The following is a 22688-nucleotide window of genomic DNA, read 5'->3' as shown; positions in this document are numbered from 1 at the left end:
GCCCGTGGACCTCTCGACCGTCGAGGAGGTGCTCGCCACCGCCGACCCCGACGACTTCCGGGCCGGGGACGCCTGGCTCGGCGGCGGCACGGTCCTGTTCTCGTACGGCAGCGACCGCCTGCGCCGCCTGCTCGATCTGCGCTCGGCCGGTTGGGAGCCGTGGGAGCTGTGGGAGAGCGGTCTCGAGATCGCCTCGACCTGCACCATCGCCCAGCTCTACGCGCTCCCCGGCAGCGAGGCGCCCTACGGCGTGCTCCGCCCCGGCACGGCCCGGCAGGCGCGGGCGGGCGGGTTCCCGAGCGTCGAGGAGTGGCCCGCGACCGCGCTCATCCGCCCGTGCTGCGACGCGTTCGTCGCCTCCTTCAAGATCTGGAACACCTCCACCGTGGGCGGCAATGTCGCCACCGCCCTGCCGGCCGGGCCCATGACCTCTCTGCTCGCGGGCCTGGACGCCGACGCGCTGCTGTGGGCGCCGGGCGGCGGGAAGCGTCGCGTCCCGGTCGCGCAGCTCGTGCTCGGCGACGGCCGCACCGTGCTCGGCCGCGGGGAGCTGATCCGCTCCTTCTTCATCCCGCGCGCGTCGCTGGAGTCCCGGGCGGCGTTCCGGCGGCTGTCCCTGTCGAACCTGGGCCGCTCCGGCGCACTGCTCATCGGCCGCGAACTGGGCGATGGGCGCCTGCGCCTGACGATCACCGCCGCGACCGTGCGGCCCGTGCAGCTCGAGGTGCCGCTCGGCGCCGGGGACGCGGAGGTGGCTCGGCGGGTGGAGGCGGCGCTGCCGGCCCGGCTCGTCCACGACGACATCCACGGCCTGCCCGAGTGGCGGCGCGACATGTCCGTGCTGCTCGCCCAGGAGATCGTCGCCGAGCTCAGCACCCCTCCCGCCCCGGTGCGGGAGGCGGCGCATCCGCTCGAGGGCGCGGGCGGGCACCTGCGCTGAGCGGGTCTGCGCCTGAGGCACCTCGACACGCATCGTCCCGCGCCGCTCCGGCCTCGCACGACCCCGTCGGCCGACCCCCGATGACCCGACTCCCAGGAGACCCCTCATGCCCCACGCCCCCTGCGACATCCTGATCCACTCCGCGCACCTGGTCGTGGACCGCGGGCGCGAGCTGCCCGGCGGCTGGATCGCGCTCACCGGCGGGCGGGTCGCCGCCGTCGGCGCGGCCGATGAGCCGACGCCCGAGGCGGCCGAGCGGATCGACGCCGGCGGGCGCCTGGTCACCCCGGGGCTCATCAACACCCACCACCACATGTACCAGAACCTCACCCGCGCCTACGCCCCGGCGATCAACGGGTCCCTGTTCGACTGGCTGACCGCTCTGTACCCGGTGTGGGCGCAGCTGGACGTCGACGACATCGCGATCTCCACCTACGTCGCGATGATCGAGCTGCTGATGGGTGGCTGCACCACCAGCTCCGACCACCTCTACGTCCACCCCCGCCCGGGCTTCGTCGACGCGCAGGTGCGCGCCGCCCGCGAGGTGGGGATGCGGTTCGTCGCCACCCGCGGATCCATGACCCGCTCCGTCGAGGACGGGGGCCTGCCCCCGGCGTCCGTCGTCCAGGACCACGATGCGATCATGGCCGACGCCGAAGCGGTCATCGCCGCCCACCACGACCCGAGTTCCGGTGCGATGGTCCGGATCGCGCTCGCGCCCTGCTCCCCGTTCTCCGTGTCCGAGCGGATCATGGTCTCCTCCGCCGAGCTGTCCGCGCGCACCGGCGTGCGCCTGCACCCCCACCTCGCCGAGGACCACGACGAGGACGACTACTGCGCCGAGGTGTACGGCTGCCGCCCGGTCGAGTACCTCGAGCGGGTGGGCTGGGCGGGGGAGCGCACCTGGCTCGCCCACTTCATCTACCCGAGCGAGGACGAGGTCGCGCGGCTCGGCCGCGCGGGCGTCTCCGCCACCCAGTGCCCGAGCTCCAACATGATGATCGGCCACGGCACGATGGACGCCCTGCGCTGGAAGGAGCTCGGGATGACAGTGGGGCTCGGCTGCGACGGCTCCGCCTCCACCGACAGCGCGTCGCTGTGGATGGAGACCCGCAACGCCCTCCTGCTGGGCCGGCTCCGCAACGGCCCCGCCTCCATGCAGGCCCGCGACGCGCTGGATCTTGCGACCCGGGGGAGCGCTCAGTGCCTCGGCTGGGAGGACGAGATCGGGCACCTGCGCCCCGGCGCCTGCGCCGACCTCGTGGTGTGGGAGACCCACCCCGTCGCGCTCGCCGGCGCGCTCACCGACCCCGTCGAGGGCTGGCTGCGCACCGGCCCCGCCCGCGCCTGGCACACGCTCGTGGCCGGAGAGGTGCTGGTGAGGGACGGGGAGCCGGTCGCGCCCGCGCTCGGCGAGATGCTGCGCGCGCACCGGCGGTCCGCCGAGCGCCTGCAGGCGGCCGCGCTGGGGTGAGGGGCGGCCGACGGGCGTACGCGCACTCCCTCGTGATCAAACGTTTGATCAGGGACTGTAGAACGCTCGCCGGTCGGTGGTCAAGCGTTTGCGCAGATTCGGTGCCGAGGGGGTGCGACGCCGGACGGCTCAGTGCTCGCGCAGGCGCAGTCCCGTGAAACGGGCGGCTCCGCCCACCGCGTGCAGCCGCACGTGCTCCTCGCCGGGGGAGGGGTGGACGGTCATCGACATCGCGGTGCGGCCGTCGTCGAGGAACACCTCCACGCTCTGCGTGTCCACCAGAATCTGCAGGTGCGCGGAGCGAGCGGTCGGATCGATCGGGGCGATCGCCGCGGTCAGTCCCGAGAAGGGCTCCGCGGCGCCGTCCGGGTCGGCATCGTCCGCAGCGCCCGCTCCTTCGTCGGCCGCGCCGGCCGTGCTCTGCATGAGCACGCTGCCGCTGCGGTCCACCCGCATCTGGCCGCCGCCGAGCGTGATCCGGGTGCCCCGGGATCCGTCTGCGGAGCCGACCACGGTCACCGCCGCCTCGGCGGCATCGTCCCAGCTCACGTCCATCTCGAGGGCGACAGCGCGCCCCAGCGCACCGAGCTCCGTGAGCCCCTCGGCCTCCTCTGCGTCGTCGGATCCGGTGCCGTCGGTCTCCCCGGGGACGACCTCCTGGTCCGCGAGGTCCCGCTCGGCGGTCGCCGTCGCGGCGAGAGTCGGCACCGGGGTCGAGACGAGGGTCAGCGCGCCGTCGTCGTCGCGCACCAGGCGCACCTCGCGCACCACCGAGTACTGGCCGTCGTAGCCGTCGGAGGCCGCGGTCGCAGAGGCCGCACGCGCGTAGGCCCAGTTGTTCATCCACCCGATCGCGTGGCGCACGTGCTCCGGGTCCTCCGCGGACGGCCAGGTCACCGCGGCGTACCAGTCCTCTCCGCGGTCGAGCCAGCGCGGTGCGGGGTCCGTGGGGGTGAAGCGCTCGCCGTCCCAGACGCCCACCCAGTACGCGTAGTTCGTCGGCTCGCCGGCGCCGCTGCCGTCCAGGCTCGCGCCGAGCACCCAGTGCGCGGTGCCGTCGTCCGCGGTGAGGGGGAACAGGTCCGGGCATTCCACCCCGCCCAGGTCCGGGCCGTCGGGATCCAAGTCGCGGTAGGCGAAGTCCTCACGCTGCTCCCAGGAGCGCAGGTCCGGGGAGGTCCAGAAGGACACGCGGTGGTCGCGGCCGATCGCGCACACCCACTGCTCCCGCTCCTCGTCCCGCTGCAGCTTCGGATCACGGAACCAGGAGGCCTGGGCGATCTCCTCCTCGGTGCGCGCGGCGGGACCGTCGGGGTTCGCCAGCACCGGATCCGGCTCCAGAGCGAAGGTCGCGGCGTCCTCGGAGACGGCGAGGTACTGCTCCTGCAGCTCGGCGCGGCCGTCCGTGGGCCGGGTGGCCAGCGCGATCACGCGCCCGGCGCCGAGGCCGGCGGTGTCCTGCTCGTCCACCACCGCGGAGCCGCTCCACACGTCGACCCCGTCGGACCCTGCGAGCGCCGTGCCCTGGTGCGTGAAGGTGACCAGGTCCGTGCTGGTCCAGTGCGCCCAGGCGGTGGGGCCGGGAACGGTGTGCTCGCCGTGGTGCAGCCCGTAGAGATGCAGCGTGTCGCCGATCCGCACGGGGCGCTGCGGATCGCCGATCCAGCCGGTGGGAGGGGTGAGATGGAAGCGGGGGCGGAAGCTTTCGGACCCGTCCTCGGGCGTGTCCGTCCGGTCGCCGGGGGCGGGCCCCGGATCGTCCTCGCCCACGGTGCAGGAGGCCGCGCCCAGCACGAGCGGGGCGAGGACCATCCCCGCGGCGGTGCGCTTCAGGACGGATCGGCGGGCGAGGCGGGTCATGGCGGCTCCGGGGCATGGCGACTGGATCGGTGCGCCCCATCACGCGGTCATCCGACGGTAGCGAAGGGGCGGTGCGCATCTCCATCGGGTGTGAGAGGAGCCGCGGGAGAGCGGTGCCCGCGTCGACTCGCCCGGTGCCGCCGGGAGCCCGCGCCGGGGAGGTCACGGCCCGGGCACGTCGAGACCGAACCTCCGCACGCGATCATCCTGCTCGGACCGGGCGTCCTCTCGGTTGTCCTGCGGAACCGCCCCGCACCCGGGCACCGGTGAACTAGTGTGCGAGCACGGACCCGACGAAGGGAGCGCGTGATGAGACGGCCGCTGCCGTTCCTGGACAAGGCCGCGCCCGAGGCCTGGGACCTGCTCGGCGAGGTGCGCCGCGCCGTCGCCGAGCAGAACGAGTCCGCCGGGATCGCGACGACGACGCTCGAGCTCATGTACCTGCGCATCTCCCAGCTCAACGGCTGCGCCTTCTGCGTGGACCTCCACCACCGTCGGGCCGTGCGCGCCGGCGCGCCGGACGACCAGGTCGCGCAGCTGCCCGTCTGGCGCGACTCGCCCAGCTTCGATGCCGTCGAGCGCGCCGCGCTGCTGCTGGGCGAGACGGTCGCGACGCTGCCCGAGCCGATGGTCCGCGACCGCGACCTGATGACCGCCCGCGACGTGCTCGGCGAGCAGGCCTTCGCGGCGCTGGAGTGGTCCGCGGTGCTGATGACCACGTACAACCGTCTGTCCCTGCTCTCCCACCACCCCGTGCCCGGCGCCCGCTGACCGCCGCGCCCTCCTCAGGAAGGACCACCGATGACCGACGACACCACCCCCGCAGAGACCGTCGACCCGGCCGACGAGACCGTCGAGGTGCGCGAGAACCCCGGGAAGCAGCGCTTCGACATCCTCGTCGGCGGCCGCCAGGCAGGCTTCGCGATGTTCACCACCCCGGCTGAGAACCCCGATGACCAGCGGATCTTCTACCACACCGTCATCGACGACGCCTTCGGCGGGCGGGGACTGGCCGGCGTGCTCACCCGCGGCGCGCTAGCCGCGAGCGTCGAGCAGGGCAAGCGGATCGTGCCCGTCTGCCCGTACGTCGCGCGCTGGGTCCGCGGCCACGACGACTTCGCGGACTCCGTGGACCGGGTGAAGTCCGTGCACCTCGAGGCCGTGCGCGCCGCGAACGCCGAGGCCGACGGCACGGCATCATGAACTGAGCAGCCGTCCGCGCCTCTCACAGCCCGAGAACGCCGCTGTCGTCGCGCTCGCCGCGCATGCGACGCTCGCAGGTGACTACGCTGTCGAGGGGGTCGCGACGGCCCCGAGCACCGCAGCGTGCTCGCAGCACCCGAGGCGAAGGAGCAGCCGGAAATGCGCACACCGAGGAACCAGCGATCGGCGGAGGCCGTCGAGGCCTTCACCCGGATCATGGGGCGCAAGCACGTGCTCACCTCGGCGCGTGCCACCGCGCCGTTCACCACGGGCGGCCGCTTCGGCGCCGGTGACGTGCTCGCCGTGCTGCGGCCCGGCTCGCTGGTGGACATGTGGCGGGCGCTGCAGGTGTGCGTGGACCACGATCTGATCGTCATCACGCAGGCCGCGAACACGGGTCTCACCGGCGGCTCCGGTCCCGGCGACCAGGACTACGACCGCGACATCGTCATTCTCTCCACGCTGCGGATCGACGGGATCCACCTCATCAACGATGCCCGCGAGGCGATCAGCCTGGCCGGCGCCACCCTGTTCTCGCTCGAGGAGAAGCTCGCCGCGCACGATCGCGAGCCTCACTCGGTGATCGGCTCGAGCTCCATCGGCGCGACCGTCGTCGGCGGCATCGCGAACAACTCCGGCGGCTCCCAGATCCGCAAGGGCCCCGCCTACACGGAGCAGGCGATCTTCGCGCGCGTCGATGAGGACGGCCGGATCCACCTGGTGAACCACCTCGGGATCGATCTCGGCACCGACCCCACGCACATCCTCGACCGGCTCGAGCGCGGGGACTGGGACGCCGCCGACGTCACCCCGCCGCCGCCCGACTCCACCGGCACCGACTACGCGGACCACGTGCGCCAGCTGGTCGACACCCCGGCGCGCTTCAACGCCGACCCGACCTTCCTCCACGAGGCCTCCGGCAACGCCGGCAAGATCATGGTGTTCGCCGTGCGCACCCGCACCTTCCCGCTCGAGAAGGACAAGGCCACCTTCTACATCGGCACCGACCGCCCTGCCGATCTCGAGGCGCTGCGCCGCCGCATCCTCGCCGCCGAGGGCCCGCTGCCGATCTCCGGCGAGTACATGAGCGCGCACGCCTTCGACCTCGCGACCGAGTACGGCAAGGACACCTACGTCTCCCTCAAGCACGCCGGCTCGGCCACCCTGGTGCGCATGTTCGCGCTGAAGGCCTGGGCCAACGGCGTGTTCGCGAAGCTGCCCGGCTTCGGACCCTCCACCGCCGATGCGATCTCCCAGAAGCTCTTCTCCCTGGTGCCGGAGAGGATCCCGCGCCGACTGACCGACTTCCGCGACCGCTTCGACCACCATCTGCTGCTGGTGGTCAGCGGAAGCGAGCGCGCGGCGACGGAGCGGCTCCTGCGCGAGTTCTTCGCGGAGCCGGAGCACGAGGGCGCTTTCTTCGAGTGCGACGCCGACGAGGCCCAGAGCGCGACCCTGATCCGCTTCGGCGTCGCCAGCGCCGCGAGCCGCTGCTTCGTCATGCGCCGCGCCGAGGCCTCGGAGATGGTCACCTTCGACGTGGCGCTGCGCCGCGACGACGAGGACTGGCTGGAGCGCCTGCCCGAGGAGATCTCCGACCAGCTGCTCGAGAGCGCCTACTTCGGCCATTTCTTCTGCCACGTCCTGCACCAGGACCATGTGGCGAAGAAGGGCGTGGACCCGGTCGCGTTGAAGAAGCGGATGACGCAGCTGCTGGTGGACCGCGGGGCTGCGGTCCCCGCCGAGCACAATTACGGCCGGATCTACCCGGCCCCCGAGCATCTGGTCGCCCACTACCGTGAGCTCGACCCGCTGAACATGTTCAACGCCGGGGTGGGGGAGACGTCGGCGAAGAAGGGGTGGGGGTGAGCGGCGCGGCCGGACCGGCCGCGCCCCTCCCTCCTCTCATCGAGCGGCGATCTCCTCGAGCTGAGCCACCCACGCGTCGACGCGCTGAGGGTCGGCCCAGCTTATCTCGAGCGAGTTGCGGGCCAGCTGCACGACCTCCTCGCGGCTGAGCTCCTGGGCGATGGCCAGCGCCTCGATGTTGTCGCCCACGTACCCGCCGAAATAAGCGGGATCGTCCGAGGCGACCGAGACCTTCAGCCCCTGACGCAGGAGGTCGGTGATCTCCTGACCCTTCATCTGCTCGGTGACGAAGGAGTTCGACAGCGGGCAGCAGGTGAACCCGATCCCGCGCTCCTTCGCCTCGGCGACCAGGGAGCCGTCCTCGAGGATGTTCGTCCCGTGATCGATGCGCTCCGCGCCGATCCTGTGCAGCACCGTGGCGATGTTCGCGATCGACTGCTCCTGGTCGATGTCGCAGTGCATGGTCAGGCGGTAGCCGGACTGCTTCGCGGCGTCGAAGACTGCGGCGAACTTCTCGGGCGGGTTGCCGCGCTCGTCGGAGTCCAGCCCCACCCCGAGGATCCGGTCGCGATAGGGCAGCGAGGCCGCGAGCGTCTCCTCGGCTGATTCGACGCTGTGATCACGCAGGAAGCACATGATCAGCGCGCCCTCCACGCCGAGGCCCCGTGCCTCCTGCACAGCCGACCAGAGCCCGTCGACCACGGCGGCGAAGGGCACGCCGCGGCTGGTGTGGGCCTGCGGGTCGAAGAAGATCTCCGCGCGCACCACTCCGTCGGCGGCGGCGCGTTCGAAGTACGCCATGGCCAGGTCATGGAAGTCCTTCTCGGTGACCAGCACCTCCATGGCGGGGTAGTAGACGGCCAGGAAGCTGGTGAGATCGGTGAAGTCGTACGTCGCACGCACCTGCTCCACCGTGCTCTGCCCGATGTCGACACCGTTGCGGCGGGCCAGCTCGAGCTTCAGCTCAGGCTCCAGGGTGCCCTCGATGTGCAGGTGGAGCTCTGCCTTCGGCAGGGAATCGATGAACGGGCGATCGTAGCTGGGCATGACGGGGCGGTCTCCTCGAGGTCACAGGGCAGGACTTCGCCAGGATAGGAGGCTCGCTGCACTTCAGTGCGGTGCGATCACGGCAGTACGGGGTCGATCCGTCGATCGGTCAGGTCCGTCCCAGGACGTCTGCATCGTCGAGGCGATGGGCGCGAACCCGTGCTGCGCCACTCACCCGTCCGACCGCGAGAACCGGTTGGTCATGCGGTCGCTCGCCGTGAACAGCACCTGGCCGAGCAGCGCGTCGGTCTCCCTGCGGATCCGCTCGGCGATACGGTTGTTCGCTGCGGCGAGCACGGCCGGCACCTCGCCCGCCGTACCGGCCCCGGCGGCCTCCCCGTCGGCCCGATGGACGGCGGCGCGGCCGAGCGCCATGGTGCGCTGCTGGTAGCGCTCGATCAGCGGGATCACCTGGTGGAAGTGCGGATCGGCCAGCGCTGCGATCATCCGCGAGGTCCAGTAGAAGCTGTCGGTGGAGACCGTCTCGCCGGTGGTCGAGAGATAGGCGGGGGCCTCCTCGACGTTCGTGAACATCGGGATCAGCGCCGTGAACGGCAGCGAGGCGTAGGCGATCCACTGCACAGAGCGATGCGAGGCGGGCAGGTCGCCGCGGACCTGCAGGATCGCCAGCGCGTTGTGGCGGTTGATGCCGATGGGGCGGAAGGCGCGCCGCTCCGCGTCGGTGCCGCGCGGGGAGTAGGGGTCGAAGACGGTGCCCTGGTAGTGGGAGGAGAGCACATCCTTGACGTCCTCGACGGTGAGCAGCCGCTCCGGGCGGCGGCTCCAGGGGAGGTCGTCGGCGTCGGGGCTCGCGCCGGGGCGGCCTGCGTCCCAGTCCTCGGCGCGGGGACTGAGGGTGCGCTGCATGTACCAGGCGCGGGGCGTGTTGTAGAGGTGGTCGTGCTCGGTGTGGGAGCCGAAGGCCTCGCGGGGGTTGAACGCCGTGTCGCCGGCGGTGGAGCCGCTGCGCAGGGTGAGGTCCAGGTGGTGCTCCCGCAGGAAGGCGCGCAGGTCGGGGCTCGCGAGGTGGTCGCGGCCGGGACCCTCGGCGTCCTCGAGGTCGAAGGAGTCGATGCCCAGCTGGTTCGGCATCGTCACGTAGTGGTCCTCGGGCACGCGCCGCGCGATCCAGTGATGCCCGCCGACCGTCTCGAGCCACCAGATGTCCTCGGCGTCGCTGAACGCGATCCCGTTCATCTCGTAGGTGCCGTGCTCCTCGAGGAGAGCGCCGAGCCGGAGCACGCCCTCGCGGGCCGAGCGAATGTAGGGCAGCACGAGGGTCACGAAGTCCTCCTCGCCGAAGCCGCCCGGCGTCTCCCCGTCGAGCTCGACCAGCGGGTCCGCGGCGAGCACGCGCGGGTTCGAGGTGATCGTCTCGGTCGCGCTCATGGCGACGTTCGCCGCGTTGATCCCGGCGCAGCCCCAGATCCCCTCGTCGGGCAGGGCGTTCGGGATCGCGGTGTAGCGCAACGGGTTCTCGGGCAGCTCGATCGTGCGCCCGCCGAGCACGGAGGTGTAGGTGCGCGGCTGGTCCTCGGGACGCACCACCACGGCCCGCTTCGGATCGAAGCTGCCGGCCGAGGAGTCCTCGGTGCGGGCGACGAGCGGGGAGCCATCGGCGCTCGCACGGCGGCCGACGAGAAGGGTGGTGCAGGGCATGGGCGGGTGACTCCTGGGGTGCGGGGGACGGTGTGCGCTCTCCACCGTAGACCTGCTCCCGGCATAGGCTGGCCCGCACCATGGTGCCGCGTCCGGCGGTGCCGATCTGTCGCGGGGGAGCGGAGCAGCGATGAGGCGGGGACGCAAGGGACGAGCACGATTCTCGCGGAGCGAAGGGGCGTCCCTGTTCCTGGAGCTGTTCGACCTCATCGCGGGCGCGGCGCAGCTCCTGTGGCGCCTGCCGTTACTGATCCTGCGCCTGTTCAGCTGAGCGCGCAGAGTCGCGGGGTAGTGCGCACAGCGGGCCCGCCCGTCAAGCGCTGCCCTCTGTCAGGCTCGCCGTCGGCAGCCAGCCCGCGCCGAGCAGCTGCGCGACGTCGGTGAGGCCTTCGGTGTCTCCGCCGACGGTGTCGGAGGCGGCGGCGATCCGCTCCACCATCACCTTGGAGACCTGCTCCTCGACGGTGTCCTCGGCGTAGGCGATGTGCCAGGGGGAGACCTGGTGGTCGCGGTGGGTGCGGCCGGTGACCTGCCGGCCCGCGATCCCGGAGAAGCGGGCCTGATGGAAGATCCCGACCCGCGGCTCCGTGGACGCCTGCTTCACGCCGGGGAGGGTCTCGCCGGCGTGGAGGCTGATCGAGGCGACCGTGGTGAACACGCAGACCTTCGCCTCCCCGGTCTGGAAGCGCAGGCGCTCGGCCTCGACGTCGAAGCGGTCCCGGCCAAAGATCGTCGCGACCTCGATCCCCGCGTCCTGCAGACGCTCGGTGATCGGGTCGGCGGCGGTCGTCACGAACTCGACCGAGCAGGCCACCTGCCGCTCCGCCTCGACCTGCTGCGCGATCCACTGCACCGTCGAGTCGACGCGGAGCAGCCCCGCCTTCTGTCGGAAGCGCAGCAGCGCCGCCCGACCCTTCGCGGTGTTGAGTCCGCGGCGGGCGAGGTCCATCTCGCGGCAGAACTCGCCCCACTCCGCCTCGTACGCCTCGCGCTCGGCCGGGGTGAGCGCGACCGGCATCCCGGAGATCGGCACCGGCCCCCAGGGCGCGGAGCGGTGCAGCATCGCGGCGGGCTCGTCGTCCGTGAGCCAACTGCGCACCCGCGCGAGGTCCTCCGCCCGACGGGCCGGATCCGTCGTCCAGGTCGCGCCGTAGCGGCCCTTCTCCAGGCCGATCCCGTGCCGCTCGAGCGCCGAGGTGAACGTCGCGGCTGGCTCCTTCGCCGAGGCCCAGGCGGTCATCGGCTCGCCGTGCGACTGCGCATAGGCGGGCGCGAGATAGGGCAGCTCGAGCGGGGTGTGGCCCGGGGTGGCGGTGGTCGCGATGACGAACGGCGCCGCATCGTGCGAGCGGGTGTGCCCGGAGATCCGCGACCACAGCTTCCACCGCTTCGTGGTGGTGCGGCGCAGGGCATGGGCCTCATCGGCGATGATCACGTCCCAGTCGTGGTCCGCGACCTTCTCCAGCCGGTCCCAGGTGATCACCACCCACTCCAGCCCGCTGTCCCCGAGCGCCGTGATCGTGCGGCACCAGTGCCCGATCGTGATCGCCGCCGGCCGGTCCGCGACCACCAGCACCTGCTCCGCGCCGCGCAGGTCGCCGACGGCGGACGCGCCGAGCACGGCGGAGATCGTCTTGCCGACGCCCGGCTCGTCGGCCAGCAGGAACATCCGCCCGCCCGCCTCCGCGCGGGCCGCGATCGCGTCGGCCGCCTCGTACTGGTTCTGCCGCGGCTCGAAGCCGTCGGTCGGCTCGGGCACCGGGGCGGGGGAGCCGGGGTTGTGGAGGTTCTCCAGGAAGCGGCCCAGCGTGTGCGGGCCGGGGGAGTAGGGCGCGAGATGGTCGGGGAGCGTGCGTCCGACGTGGACGTGCATCTTCACGGCCGGATGCCAGGAGGCGCCCTCGACCTGTGTGCCGTAGGGGACGTCGAGGATCCACAGCCGCTCGCCGGGGCCGACGAAGGGGAGCTCCTTCGGTGCGTGGCGCGAGGTGCTCGACGAACGACGACGTGAGGACCTGCGGCGGCGGGTGGAGGGGGAGCGGCGGGAGGTGGGCACCGCTCGAGGCTAGCGGGGCGCGGCGGCGGGTGCTCCGCTGCTCGGCGTGCTCGGGGGCGCCTCGACGGCGATCCGCGCTACCGAGCGGTTCCTGCAGGACGCGCCGGTCGTGGCGTTCCCGTGGCACTCGGCAGATGCCGGTGAGAAGGTGGGTGTCCGCACGACCCCATCTCAGGAGGTTCGGACATGAGCAGTACCCCGCTGTACCACCCCGATGACGACGAGACGAATCCCCACCCGGAGGACCAGGGAATTTCCCACCAGGGTGGCCCGGAGGATCCCGCCGACGCGGGAGCGTCGCGCTCCTCCCAGGACGCCGACTCCACGGACACCGATCTCGATCAGCTGAACGACGAGGGCGTCGGCGGCACCGTCGGCTCGAAGGACACCTTCGAGCCGGAGGAGTCCGACGCCTCCCGCCATGCCGGGGGCGACTCGCCGCAGGCATGAGGCCCGCCCGCTGTGAGCGACGATGATCGCTCACAGCGGTGCGCGTCGCATCGGCCCCGGCTGTCCCTCGGACGGCGAGGAGCGGGCCGGAATCGACTAGTCGTACAACTTCACCGAGCAGGGGGCGACTGGCACTCGTGCCAGCGCCGGTCGAGATCGACGAGACGTGTCGGCTTGCCGCCAGCCTCGCGGGCGTCGACGAGGCGCGGGTGCTGGACGGAACAGACCTCTCGCAGACCTCGGGCGAGTCGATGATGCGCGGCGCACCCTAAGCGAGCACGCGCTTGACGATGCCCCCTCGCATCGCTACGAGTTCGTCCGTATCTGGGAGGCGGCGAGCCTCGGACCGGGAGCGGCGGAGCGTGCGACGGAGATCTTCGGCCCGATGGCGGAGGACGAGACGCTCGCGGAACTGCTCACGGCCGTCTCCCGCATCCCCGAGTTCTACTTCGACAGGGAGCTGATGGACCCGGACGTCGGGCTCTGCACGGCGCTCCTCACCGCGATCCTCCTCGAGGACGTGCCCTCGGAGGAGCGAGCCCGGAATCTCGACGCCTCGGCATGGGCGCAGAGCTTCCTCTCCCGGCACCCCGAAGCGATCGACGACCTGGACGCCTTCGCCTCCCTTCCGGTCACCGAGGTCGCCGACGAGCTGGAGGGAGCCGTGCTCGACCGGCGCCTCGCACTGCGCACGTTGCGCATCGTCGGCCAGATCATCGAGAGCCCGTGCACGGTGCGCAGCATGGCGAATCTTCGTGACCTCGGGGCAGACAGGTTCTTCGACGTCCTCGACCAGCTCCCGGACGCGAAGCCGCTGACCACAGCCCTGCTCGCCCTCCTCCTCGGCGCGGAGCCCCGCGCCGCCTTCGAGCCGGTGCGGACGCGGTTCCTCCGCAATGCGCTCACTGGCGACGTGCCCGATGACAGCGGCGCGCTGCTCGAGCTCGCGCATGCGACGGAACCGCGATGCGCTGATGCGAGGACCTATGAGCTGGCCGTCGTCCTCGCCGAGCTCGATGGGCGGACGCCGTATCGGAGCATGCGGGGGTAGGTCGGCGGACGCGCGAGTCGCGACAGACGAGGCGGAGTGCGCGAGAAGCTCCAGCGAATGTCTGGCGACTCGGGCATTCTTTGAGCCTGAAGCGGACCACTACTGAGCGGGGGATCGACGATGAACGGACTGGGCAGGATTCTCGCGAGCGAGACGAACGTCAGCGATCTGCTGGCCTACTTCACCGAGGAAGACCCGACGCCATGGTCGGACCTTCTCGGAGCGCTGCCCGCTCGAGCGATCCGAGAAGGACGGGCGAGCGCCGAGAAGCGTGCGGACCTCCTTCTTATGGACGCAGCCGGTGACACGATCGGTGCAGTGGAGGTGAAGCTCGGTCACCACCTCAGCGAGGCGCAGTCCGACTGGTACTTGTCGACATTCGCCGCCGACGTCCCGCTGCTCCTCACGTCCCTGGACCCGGAGGACCCACATGACTCAGCCTTGGACCCCCAATGGACCGTGGCTCCCCTCCCGTCGCTCGTAGGCCGCTGGATGGAGTCCACGAACTCTGAAGTTGCGGTACTTGCTGCGGCCGCGACGAGGATCCTCGAGTCGTGGTCGGCACTGATCACCGCTGTGAGCGTCGGGGTCGACGGCAGGGAGGCGGAGTCGCTTTCGTCGATCTCCGACCCGTTCCTGGGACGCGTCCTGACCCGCGCCCTGAAGCCTGCCGTCGTCAAGGCAGGCGCGGACCGGGCGTACCCCGGCGTCACCTCGGGAGGAGGCAATGCACTGCTCCAGTCGTGGCGTGCTTTCCCGCAGAGACAAGAGGGGCAGAACGCCATTGCAGAGGTGCGGTGGCAGCCGGCTGCTAGGAAGATGGATTTCCGCTTCGGGGTCCATGTACTCCCGGACGGGCGAGCTGAGAGAGAAGCTGCGTGGCACCTCGCGACGACTCTCGATGAAGCCATCCGAATCGACAGCTTCTCCGACTACCTCCGGGAGACCGATCCGGACCGCGCTGGTCTGCTCCTTACTGATAAGGGGTCCGGGCGTCCCTCAGCGAAAGGGGACTGGGCGGAGATCGTCGAGAAGGGATTCGAGCGCGGCGATGCTTCGCGCTACAACCCGGGCTTCCGACGTGATGGCGACACGCGCTTCGAGGCGTCCGTGCGGATCGACACCACGCAGGCGACGGGACCGGACATCGTGGCTCTGCTCGGCCATGCGCTGGACTACCTCACGGAGAGCTGGGCGCTGCGCAGTTCGTGATCGCCCGCCTCCGACGGCTGCGGGTGTTGTCTTGAGCGGTCTTCCGGGGCGGACACGGAAGACACACGACGGCCTGGTTGCGGGCTGAGGACTTCCGTGACATGCACCGTTGAGCGACGCTACTCGCCAGCGATCTCCAGCACCGCATCCCGCAGCCGTACGTCGTCGGCCGTTAGACCGTCCAGGACCTGGGTGAGACGTACACCGGTCTGCGCGATGCGCGAGATCCCTCCGACCTCGGCATCCTGCAGGGTGATGAACACCTGGGAATAGTCAGGGTCGTGGAGCATGTGCGGGACCCGCTCCTTCTCCACTACGGCAGTGGGGCCGAACTCGAGGAAGACGGTCGGGAATCCGTCAGCGCGCTGCAGCTCGACGCACCACTCCCACTGACCGACGAACCTGGTGACGACCTTCTCGATCGGGCCTGCAGCGATCCTGTCATTGACCTGACCCGTGAGCGTCGTGCTCGCGAAGGCGCGCAGCGCCCGCTTCGTCGAGGCGAGAAGGGCGCGGCTGTCCTCGAGCTGACGGCGGGCATGGGCGGCGATGAGGTCGCCGAACTCCTGCGCCACGCGGTCACGCGGTCGCTGCTCGTACCGTGCGGACTCTCCCGTCTCGCACATCGCGGTGAGGAAGGCGAGGGTGTCCTCGGTGTTCATCGCTGCGGGTCCTTCCACGAAGTGCTCGATGAGCTGACGGATGAAGAAGCGTTGGTCCGGATGCGTCCGGGCCCAGGCGCGATCGTCGGCGATGTAGGCGTGCAGAGAGTGGAGGTACTCGGTGTAGGTGACCACGATGGCTTGTTCCCAGCCATCGCGCTGGAGGTGAGGGGCATGGCGCTCGCACAGGAGCACGACCGCGGCCTCTCGACTACCCGCTGTGCCGAGCGCGAGATACCGGCGGTAGTCGTGGCCGTGCCCGTCGGAGGTTCCGAAGTTCTCCACGACGACGGCCGCTTTCGGCGAGGACAGCACGATGTCGGCGATGTCCGCGGACTTCGGATCGATGGTCGCTTCGTGCCCGGGAGTGACGACCTCCTGAGCGACTTCGTACCCCGTGGCGGGGAGTCGTGTTCCGTCGGGGAGCGCACCGTTCACGAGATCGAGGAAGAGTCGCTGCGGTGCATCTCCGAGCTCATGGGTGCCCTGCGCATCGAGCAGCCAGGCGAAGACGTTCGACAGCTGCTTCTCGTGGGTGCCGTGGTGCATCACCCGGAACACGTTGAACTGTTCTGCCAGGCTCCGCGACAAGGATGGCACCAGTGCGGTCACGAGCTCCGGGGCGATGGCAGGAGGGGCAGCCATTAGTCGAGGCTAGCCGCTTCGAGGAACGCGTGTGACTGCCGTGGCAGAGTAGATCGCCCCGTTTGAGGGGGCGCGCATGAAGTTCGTGCTGAATGCCTGACGAGAGCGCTCCATGTTCACGTCTCTACGCTCTCGCTGAGACGCCAGGACCGGGTTCCGGCCCACGTCCGCACCCCGAAGGTGCACCATGGACACCATGCCGTCCACCTTCGCCTGGCTCGCCGTCGACGCCGAGCAGCGCCGCAGGATGATGGAGGCGGTGGACCAGTTCCGCGACGAGACGACGATCGACGACCTGGGCGTCGGCGCGATCCGGGACGCCTTCTCGGACACGCTGTTCCCCGGCACCTCCACCCTGCACACCCGCCTGCGCTACGTCCTGTTCATCCCGTGGCTGATGCAGGAGGCCTCGAAGCGCCCGACGGCCGGCGAGATGGCCACGAGGTACCACGACCTCGAACGCGACTTCATCGGCGCCCTCGAGCGCGGGACGAGCGATGACGAGCCGGGCATCATCGGCCGCCGCGCGGGCAAGACCCTCCAGCGGGTGCCGTCGGTGGTCTACAGCGGGATGCTCGCACAGTGGGGGATCCTCGAACGCGGCCTCACCTCACGGGAGTTCTTCACGCGGGTCGAGGCAGCCCGGCGCCTGGACGCCGAGGCCCCCCGCGCGGAGGACGGCGGTCTCGCCGCCGAGCGGATCCCCGACGGCCTCGACCCTTCACTCCCCGCACCACCCGATCACCTGCTGAGGAGCGCCGACTTCCGCCTGCTCCCGGGCGAGGTCGAGTACCTCCGGGAGGCGATCACCCGCACCAACCCCGGGACGCTCATCGCCCGCCTCGTGCAGGAACGGCCGACCGGATGGACCGACACCGACAGCGTGCCGTCGGCCCCGTGGGCACCGGAGATCCTCGACCTCCTCAGCCACCGGGCCGATGGGGAGCTGCGCTCCCTGCTCGACCTCGCCGAGCGCTTCAGCCTCCACATCCACGGCGCGAACCTGCTCTACAACCTTCTGCTCGCCGAGGCGACCTCCTCGGACCCGGGGCGCTTCCGCGACGACCGCGTCGCCCACTACCGCGACCGCCTCGCATCCTGGGCGGACGAGACCGCGGCCTCCCGCCCCTTCGACTCCGAGGACCTCCTGGCCCTCGGACAGCTGATGGCGGCCAGACGCCGCAACTACACCGACAGGACCAGGACCTTCCTCGAGAGCTGGTGCGAGCAGACCCGCACGCCGCACGCCGTCGCGGACTCCACCGCCGCACGCCAGCTGATCACCGATCGCGAGCGCCTGGTGAAGCAGGGCCGCGCCCGGCTGCGGCCGGGGAACCTCAAGGCCCTGAACGCCTGGAGCGGCGCGTCCGGCGCCGGCCGGAACCTCTTCCGCTGGCCGAACGTCACTACGCTCCTCCAGGACCTCTACGACGCCGAGGAGAGCGCCTGATGCTCGAGCCCGACACCAGCGTCCTGCTGACCGACGCGCTGCGGCCGCCGCCGGAGCACGAGGTCGACGTCGCCGTGACGACGACCTTCTCGCTGAACCTCACCGCGATGCTGATCGCCCCGATGACCTTCGCATTCGCCGAGATGGACGACTCGCATCGCATCGACGACCGCGATCCCGCGCAGCTGCTCGACGCAGTCCAGCGCTTCATGGGCCGGACCACCGTGTTCTGCCAGGCCGCCGGGATCCACGTCCCCGCCTCGTACAGCCGCATCCATACCTTCCTCGAGGGCTCCCTGCACGAGGTCGAACCCCCGACAGACAACGCCCTGTTCCACCCGAAGCTCTGGGCGATCCGCTACCGCCGCCCCCACGACGGCGCACTCTTCCACCGGGTCGTCGTCGGCAGCCGCAACCTCACCCTCGACAGCTCTTGGGACACCGCCCTCGTGCTCGACGAGGGCCCTGACGGCGCGATTGACGGCGCCCCCGCCGGCGCCGCCGTCGAGGCCGTGACCGGCATGGTCCTCGACCCCCTCGCCGAAGACCGCCGCGACGCGATCCTCGACCTCGCCCGGACGCTCCGGGACGTGCGCCTCGAGGCCCCGGAGCCCTTCACCGGAGGCGCACTCCTCCCACTCGGACTCAGCAGCGACCCCGCCCCGTGGCCGTTCCGGGAGCGGCCCCGGAAGGTCCTCGCGATCAGCCCGTTCCTCGCCGCGGACACCCTCACCAGGATCCGAGCCGGTGCGCCGGAGAGCACGCTTCTGACCCGTGCCGCCGCCGCGGATCAGCTCGGCAGCCGCGCCCTGCGCGGCTGGGACGTCAACGTCCTGGACTCCGCCGTCGACGGGGGCGCGGAGGGCAGCGCCGTCGTGGAGGACGCCACTGATGGGGACTCGAGTCCCGCCCCGTCCACGCTCCTCGACCTCACGGGACTGCACGCCAAAACGGTTGTCGTCGATCGCGGCGACGGGCAGTCGGACGTCATCACCGGCAGCGCCAACCTCACCGGGCAGGCCTGGAGCAGGAACGTCGAGTTCGACGCGGTGCTCGTCGGTCCCACCCGGGTCTGCGGCGTCGACGCGGTGCTCGGCGACGGCGGCAGGGCCATGGGCCTGCGCACCATCATGGAGCCCTTCACGCCGGCGCCGGACGCGATCGAGGATCCCTCCCTCGACACCGGCTACCTGCTCGAGGAGTTCCATCGCTCCCTCGCCCGGACCGTCCCGAGACCGCGACTGGACCTCACCCGCATCGGCGACGACGCCGTCTCTGCGCGGCTCACTCTCGTGCTCCCGGGGGACTGTCCGGGGGAGACGGTGATCTGGCCGCTCACCACTCCGCGACTCCGCCGCACGCTCGCCGAGCAGACCTGCTGGGAGCTCTCCCTCGACGAGATCACTCCCTTCCTCGCCGTGGAGACGACGCACGGCGACGGCCCCGCCCGGGCCACCAGGCGCTGCCTCCTCAAGGTCCGGCTCGTCGGCGACGTGATCGATCGGGAGCAGCGGGCGCTCGCCGCGATGCTGAACAGCCGTGACCGCGTGCTGCGCTACCTCGCGCTCCTCCTCGGACTCGACGAACCGACCACCGCCCACGCCCAGGAGCCCGAGCTCGACACCCTCATCAGCGCGATCGACGGCATCGCCGCGACGGACCACCGTCGGCCCCCACCCCCGATCGTGCTGTTCGAGCCGCTGGTGCGCGCGGCCGGGAACGACATCGACCGGATCCTCTCGGTGCGGAAGCAGGTCGAAGCGGTCCTGGCGCTGCCGAAGGCCGACGAGCTGATCCCGGCCGAGTTCCTGCAGTTGTGGGACACGGTGCTGCGATTCTCGTTGTCGAGGAGGCGACCATGAGCCCGACACCGCCCGCAGAGTCGACGGCCGTGGATGTCGACGCACTCCTCGCCGGCCTCAAACCCTTCCAGCGCGCCACCGTCGACCACGCCTTCCGACGCCTCTGGACCGATAAAGACCCCGTCAGCCGCTTCCTCGTCGCCGACGAGGTGGGTCTCGGCAAGACCCTCATCGCCAAGGGCGTCGCCGCCCGCGCGATCTCGCACCTGCGCGAGACCACGGACCGCACCGTGACCATCGTGTACATCTGCTCCAACAGCCAGATCGCGAGCCAGAACCTCGACCGACTGCGCGAGCTCACCGGCGGCCAGGCGCAGACCAACGCCGATCGGATCACGATGCTCCCGCAGACGATGGGTTCCGCCGCGCCCGGCGGCGTCGACCTCATCGCCTTCACCCCCGGCACTTCGCTCCGCCTGGGCGATGCCACGGGACGCGTCGGCGAACGCGTGCTCTTGCACTGGATGCTCAGCCACAGCATCGATCGGCTCTGGCTCACGCAGGACCGAATCATCGACTACTTCCGTGACGCCGTCGGGTTCCAGCGGTTCGCCGACAGACTGGAATGGAACTGGAGCCGCCCCACCCTCGACGACGACCTCGTCGACGAGTTCACCCGCACCCTCCGCACCGAGGCCGGTCCCTTCGGCGGGACCCTCCTCAGCGACCTGTTCGACGAGCTCGACACCTGGCTTGCCGACGACGAGGTCACTCATGACATGTGGTGGCGGCGTCGACGCATGATCGGCGCGCTGCGCATGGCCATGGCCCGCACCGCTGTCACCCGGCTCGCTCCCGATCTGGTGATCCTCGACGAGTTCCAGCGCTTCAAGGACCTGTTCCCCGGCGCCCGCAGCACCGGCGACGAGCACTACACGGATGCCCAGAAGCTCGCGCAGAAGATCATCATGCATCGCTCGGCGAAGTCGCTCGTCCTCTCCGCCACGCCCTACAAGATGTTCACCCTGCCCGACGAGCTCGACGCCGAGGACCACCACCAGGACTTTCACGACACCATCGCCTTCCTCGCCGGCCCCGAGCGCGCGGACCTCGTCAAGGAACACCTCGCCGAGGTGCGGCAGGGGATGCTCGAGGGCACGGCCGACGGGCACCGCCTCGCAGAGGCGGCCACGCGCCGCGCCGAAGCCGAGCTCCAGCGGGTCATGTCCCGGACGGAGCGTCTCGGCTCCACCGCGGTGGCCGACGGGATGCTGCGCGAGATGGAGATGCCCTCCCTCGAGCTGCGGCCGCAGGACCTTGAGGTCTGGACCGCGGCCGACGCGATCGGGCGCCGTGCCCACGGCATGGACATGTTCGAGTTCTGGCGCTCGAGCCCGTACCCCGTGAACCTCATGGACCCCTCCGCCTATGTGGCCCAGCGCCGCACCCTCGAGCTCGCGAACAGCGACGACGAGGACCTCGCGGCACTGCTGCACATGCACCAGCAAGGGCTGCTCTCCTGGGACGACATCCGCCACTTCCGGCAGATCGATCCCGGCAACCCGAAGCTCCGCGCCATGATCGACGCTGCGATGGACCGCGGGGTCTGGAAGCTCGCCTGGCTCCCGCCGTCGCTCTCATACATGTCGCCGGGCGGCCCCTTCGCTTCCGAGGGAGCGCAGAGCTTCACCAAGCGCCTCGTGTTCTCCGCTTGGAGCGTGGTCCCGAAGGCGATCTCCGCCCTGTTCAGCTACGAGGCCGACCGACGGCTCAGCGAGTTCGCGCCCCGTCACGGGACGGGCGCCGCAGCGCTGTACGACGACCCGCGCACCTCAGGGCTGCTGCGTTTCACCGTCGCCGACGGCAAGCTCCAGAACTTGCCCCACCTCGCCCTGCTCCAGCCCTCCGTCGCCCTTGCACAGCTCGGCGACCCCCTCGCCATCGCCCGTGAGACGAGGGACGAGCTCCCGCTGGATCGCGTCCGGCTGCTGGAGGCGGTGACCGAGCGGATCCAGGAGCGCCTGGACGCGCTCGACCTGCCTGTGCGTGAGGTGAAGGGGCAGACCGCCGGCTGGTACGGCGTCGCGCCTTACCTCCTCGACCGCGCCCTTGGGATCGAGGACCTGGCCCTCCGCGGCGCCGTCTACGGGGCGACCGACGGCGACGAGGTCGGCTCCCGCTTCGGCGATCACGTCGACTTCGCCCTCGACCCGGACTGGGACGTGCTCGGCGCCCCGCCGGAGGACCTCGCTGCGGTCCTCGCCCAGGTCGCCATCGCGGGGCCCGGGGTGTGCGCACTGCGCGCCGTCGGTCGCGCGACTGGGGGAGAGGACTCCTATGCCGACGCACCCGTACGCCGCGCGGCGCTCGAGATCTCCGAGGGCCTGCGCTCTCTGTTCAACCGGCCGGAGACGATGGCCGCCGTCCGCGCGTCCACCGATGGCGGCAGCGAGGTCGCGGAGGGAGGGTACTGGCAGCTGGTGCTGCGCTACTGCCTCGACGGCAACCTCCAGTCGATGCTCGACGAGTACGTCCACACCCTCGTCGACTCCCTCGGACTGCGCCACGACGAGCCAGTTGAACGCGCTGCAACCATTGCCGAGCGGATCCGTGCGACCGCCGGCACCCGCAGCGCCGCGAACGAGATCCACGCGCTCCGCTCCGACGGGCTGGAGGTCGAGGTGAGCACTCACAAGCTCAACTCCAACATCGCCGCCCGGTTCGGTCGCGCCCTGAGCTCCGAGGCGGCCGAGAACCGCGAGGCCTCGGTGCGCGACAGCTTCAACTCGCCGTTCTGGCCCTTCGTGCTCGCAAGCACCTCCGTGGGACAGGAGGGGCTCGACTTCCACACCTACAGCCACGCCATCGTGCACTGGAACCTGCCCGGCAACCCCGTGGACCTCGAGCAGCGCGAGGGCCGCGTGCACCGCTACAAGGGGCACGCGATCCGGCGCAACATCGCCCACTGTCATGGCCGTGCGGCGCTCGCCGAGGGCTACGACGACCCGTGGCAGGCGATGTTCGACGCCGCTGTCGCTGCCGAGCCGGAGGGCAGCGACGGGCTCAGCCCGTTCTGGCTCCACGACGGTCCCGCCAAGATCGAACGCTACGTTCCCGCCATGCCGCTCAGCCGCGAATCACGACAGTATCTCCGGCTCCAGCGGACGCTCGGGGCATATCGCTCGGTGATGGGCCAGCCACGGCAGGAGGACCTGATCAAGCTGATGGGGGAGGACGTCGACTGGCCGCGGATCGACCTGCGGCCGCCGCGCGTTGACTCAGCGGAGCGCGGTGTCCTCTAGAGCTCG

At 71.0% G+C, this 22688-nt stretch carries 16 protein-coding genes; 11 read left to right on the top strand and 5 right to left on the bottom strand.

Annotated features, from left to right (window positions below; all coding sequences use genetic code 11):
* Positions 1 to 4 precede the first annotated feature (4 nt).
* Together RBL05_RS08000 and RBL05_RS07995 are read left to right on the top strand one after the other, a co-directional pair.
* Complete coding sequence (locus tag RBL05_RS08000) at positions 5 to 940, top strand: FAD binding domain-containing protein (RefSeq protein WP_308739956.1); 936 nt, start codon at positions 5 to 7, stop codon at positions 938 to 940.
* A gap of 106 nt (positions 941 to 1046) precedes the next feature.
* Positions 1047 to 2414, top strand: coding sequence for an 8-oxoguanine deaminase (locus tag RBL05_RS07995; protein ID WP_308739957.1), 1368 nt, complete (start codon positions 1047 to 1049; stop codon positions 2412 to 2414).
* A 129-nt stretch (positions 2415 to 2543) separates the two neighbouring features.
* Here RBL05_RS07995 and RBL05_RS07990 read toward each other — a convergent pair whose 3' ends face one another.
* Positions 2544 to 4274, bottom strand: a complete 1731-nt coding sequence (locus RBL05_RS07990; RefSeq protein WP_308739958.1) for a glycoside hydrolase family 32 protein — start codon at positions 4272 to 4274, stop codon at positions 2544 to 2546.
* A gap of 309 nt (positions 4275 to 4583) precedes the next feature.
* Here RBL05_RS07990 and RBL05_RS07985 point away from each other — a divergent pair, with 309 nt between their 5' ends.
* The 3 genes from RBL05_RS07985 (at position 4584) to dld (ending at position 7346) form a co-directional block, all read left to right on the top strand.
* Positions 4584 to 5045 carry a carboxymuconolactone decarboxylase family protein gene (locus RBL05_RS07985; protein WP_308739959.1) on the top strand — a complete coding sequence of 154 codons (462 nt, stop codon included), beginning with the start codon at positions 4584 to 4586 and terminating at the stop codon, positions 5043 to 5045.
* A gap of 30 nt (positions 5046 to 5075) precedes the next feature.
* Positions 5076 to 5477, top strand: coding sequence for a GNAT family N-acetyltransferase (locus RBL05_RS07980; RefSeq protein WP_308739960.1), 402 nt, complete (start codon positions 5076 to 5078; stop codon positions 5475 to 5477).
* Positions 5478 to 5636: 159 nt separating this feature from the next.
* Complete coding sequence (dld, locus tag RBL05_RS07975) at positions 5637 to 7346, top strand: D-lactate dehydrogenase (RefSeq protein ID WP_308739961.1); 1710 nt, start codon at positions 5637 to 5639, stop codon at positions 7344 to 7346.
* 36 nt (positions 7347 to 7382) lie between these two features.
* Here dld and add read toward each other — a convergent pair whose 3' ends face one another.
* From add to RBL05_RS07960, 3 genes are all read right to left on the bottom strand, one after another.
* On the bottom strand, positions 7383 to 8393 hold the full coding sequence (gene add, locus RBL05_RS07970) for an adenosine deaminase (protein ID WP_308739962.1): 1011 nt from the start codon (positions 8391 to 8393) through the stop codon (positions 7383 to 7385).
* A gap of 171 nt (positions 8394 to 8564) precedes the next feature.
* Positions 8565 to 10052, bottom strand: coding sequence for a C69 family dipeptidase (locus RBL05_RS07965; RefSeq protein WP_318604273.1), 1488 nt, complete (start codon positions 10050 to 10052; stop codon positions 8565 to 8567).
* A gap of 313 nt (positions 10053 to 10365) precedes the next feature.
* A complete protein-coding gene (locus tag RBL05_RS07960) occupies positions 10366 to 12108 on the bottom strand; it encodes a helicase (RefSeq protein WP_308739963.1) in 1743 nt (580 codons plus the stop codon).
* Between the two features lie 186 nt (positions 12109 to 12294).
* Between RBL05_RS07960 and RBL05_RS07955 the strand changes: the two genes are divergently transcribed.
* The 3 genes from RBL05_RS07955 (at position 12295) to RBL05_RS07945 (ending at position 14821) form a co-directional block, all read left to right on the top strand.
* On the top strand, positions 12295 to 12558 hold the full coding sequence (locus RBL05_RS07955) for a hypothetical protein (RefSeq protein ID WP_318604272.1): 264 nt from the start codon (positions 12295 to 12297) through the stop codon (positions 12556 to 12558).
* 385 nt (positions 12559 to 12943) lie between these two features.
* Positions 12944 to 13609: a hypothetical protein gene (locus tag RBL05_RS07950; protein ID WP_308739965.1), complete on the top strand. Its 666-nt coding sequence runs from the start codon at positions 12944 to 12946 to the stop codon at positions 13607 to 13609.
* A gap of 120 nt (positions 13610 to 13729) precedes the next feature.
* Positions 13730 to 14821, top strand: coding sequence for a hypothetical protein (locus RBL05_RS07945; protein WP_308739966.1), 1092 nt, complete (start codon positions 13730 to 13732; stop codon positions 14819 to 14821).
* 119 nt (positions 14822 to 14940) lie between these two features.
* On the opposite strand, the gene RBL05_RS07940 is transcribed toward RBL05_RS07945, so the two are convergent.
* Positions 14941 to 16128 carry a PD-(D/E)XK nuclease family protein gene (locus RBL05_RS07940; RefSeq protein ID WP_308739967.1) on the bottom strand — a complete coding sequence of 396 codons (1188 nt, stop codon included), beginning with the start codon at positions 16126 to 16128 and terminating at the stop codon, positions 14941 to 14943.
* 187 nt (positions 16129 to 16315) lie between these two features.
* On the opposite strand from RBL05_RS07940, the gene RBL05_RS07935 reads away from it, so the two are divergent.
* Genes RBL05_RS07935 through RBL05_RS07925 form a run of 3 tightly spaced genes read left to right on the top strand, consistent with a single transcriptional unit; the run spans position 16316 to position 22682 of the window.
* Positions 16316 to 17578 (top strand): DUF6361 family protein, encoded by a 1263-nt coding sequence (locus tag RBL05_RS07935; RefSeq protein ID WP_308739968.1) that lies wholly within the window; start codon positions 16316 to 16318, stop codon positions 17576 to 17578.
* Entirely contained in the window at positions 17578 to 19440 is a 1863-nt protein-coding gene (locus tag RBL05_RS07930) for a phospholipase D family protein (protein ID WP_308739969.1), read from the top strand. Before RBL05_RS07935 ends, RBL05_RS07930 begins: the two co-directional genes overlap by 1 nt.
* A complete protein-coding gene (locus RBL05_RS07925; RefSeq protein WP_318604269.1) occupies positions 19437 to 22682 on the top strand; it encodes a helicase-related protein in 3246 nt (1081 codons plus the stop codon). Before RBL05_RS07930 ends, RBL05_RS07925 begins: the two co-directional genes overlap by 4 nt.
* Positions 22683 to 22688 lie beyond the last annotated feature (6 nt).

The organism is Brachybacterium sp. GU-2 (genome assembly GCF_030866705.2).
Taxonomy (GTDB): Bacteria; Actinomycetota; Actinomycetes; order Actinomycetales; family Dermabacteraceae; genus Brachybacterium; species Brachybacterium conglomeratum.
The sequence above is the reverse complement of the archived record's forward strand: the minus strand, read 5'-3'. Positions and strand labels throughout refer to the sequence as shown.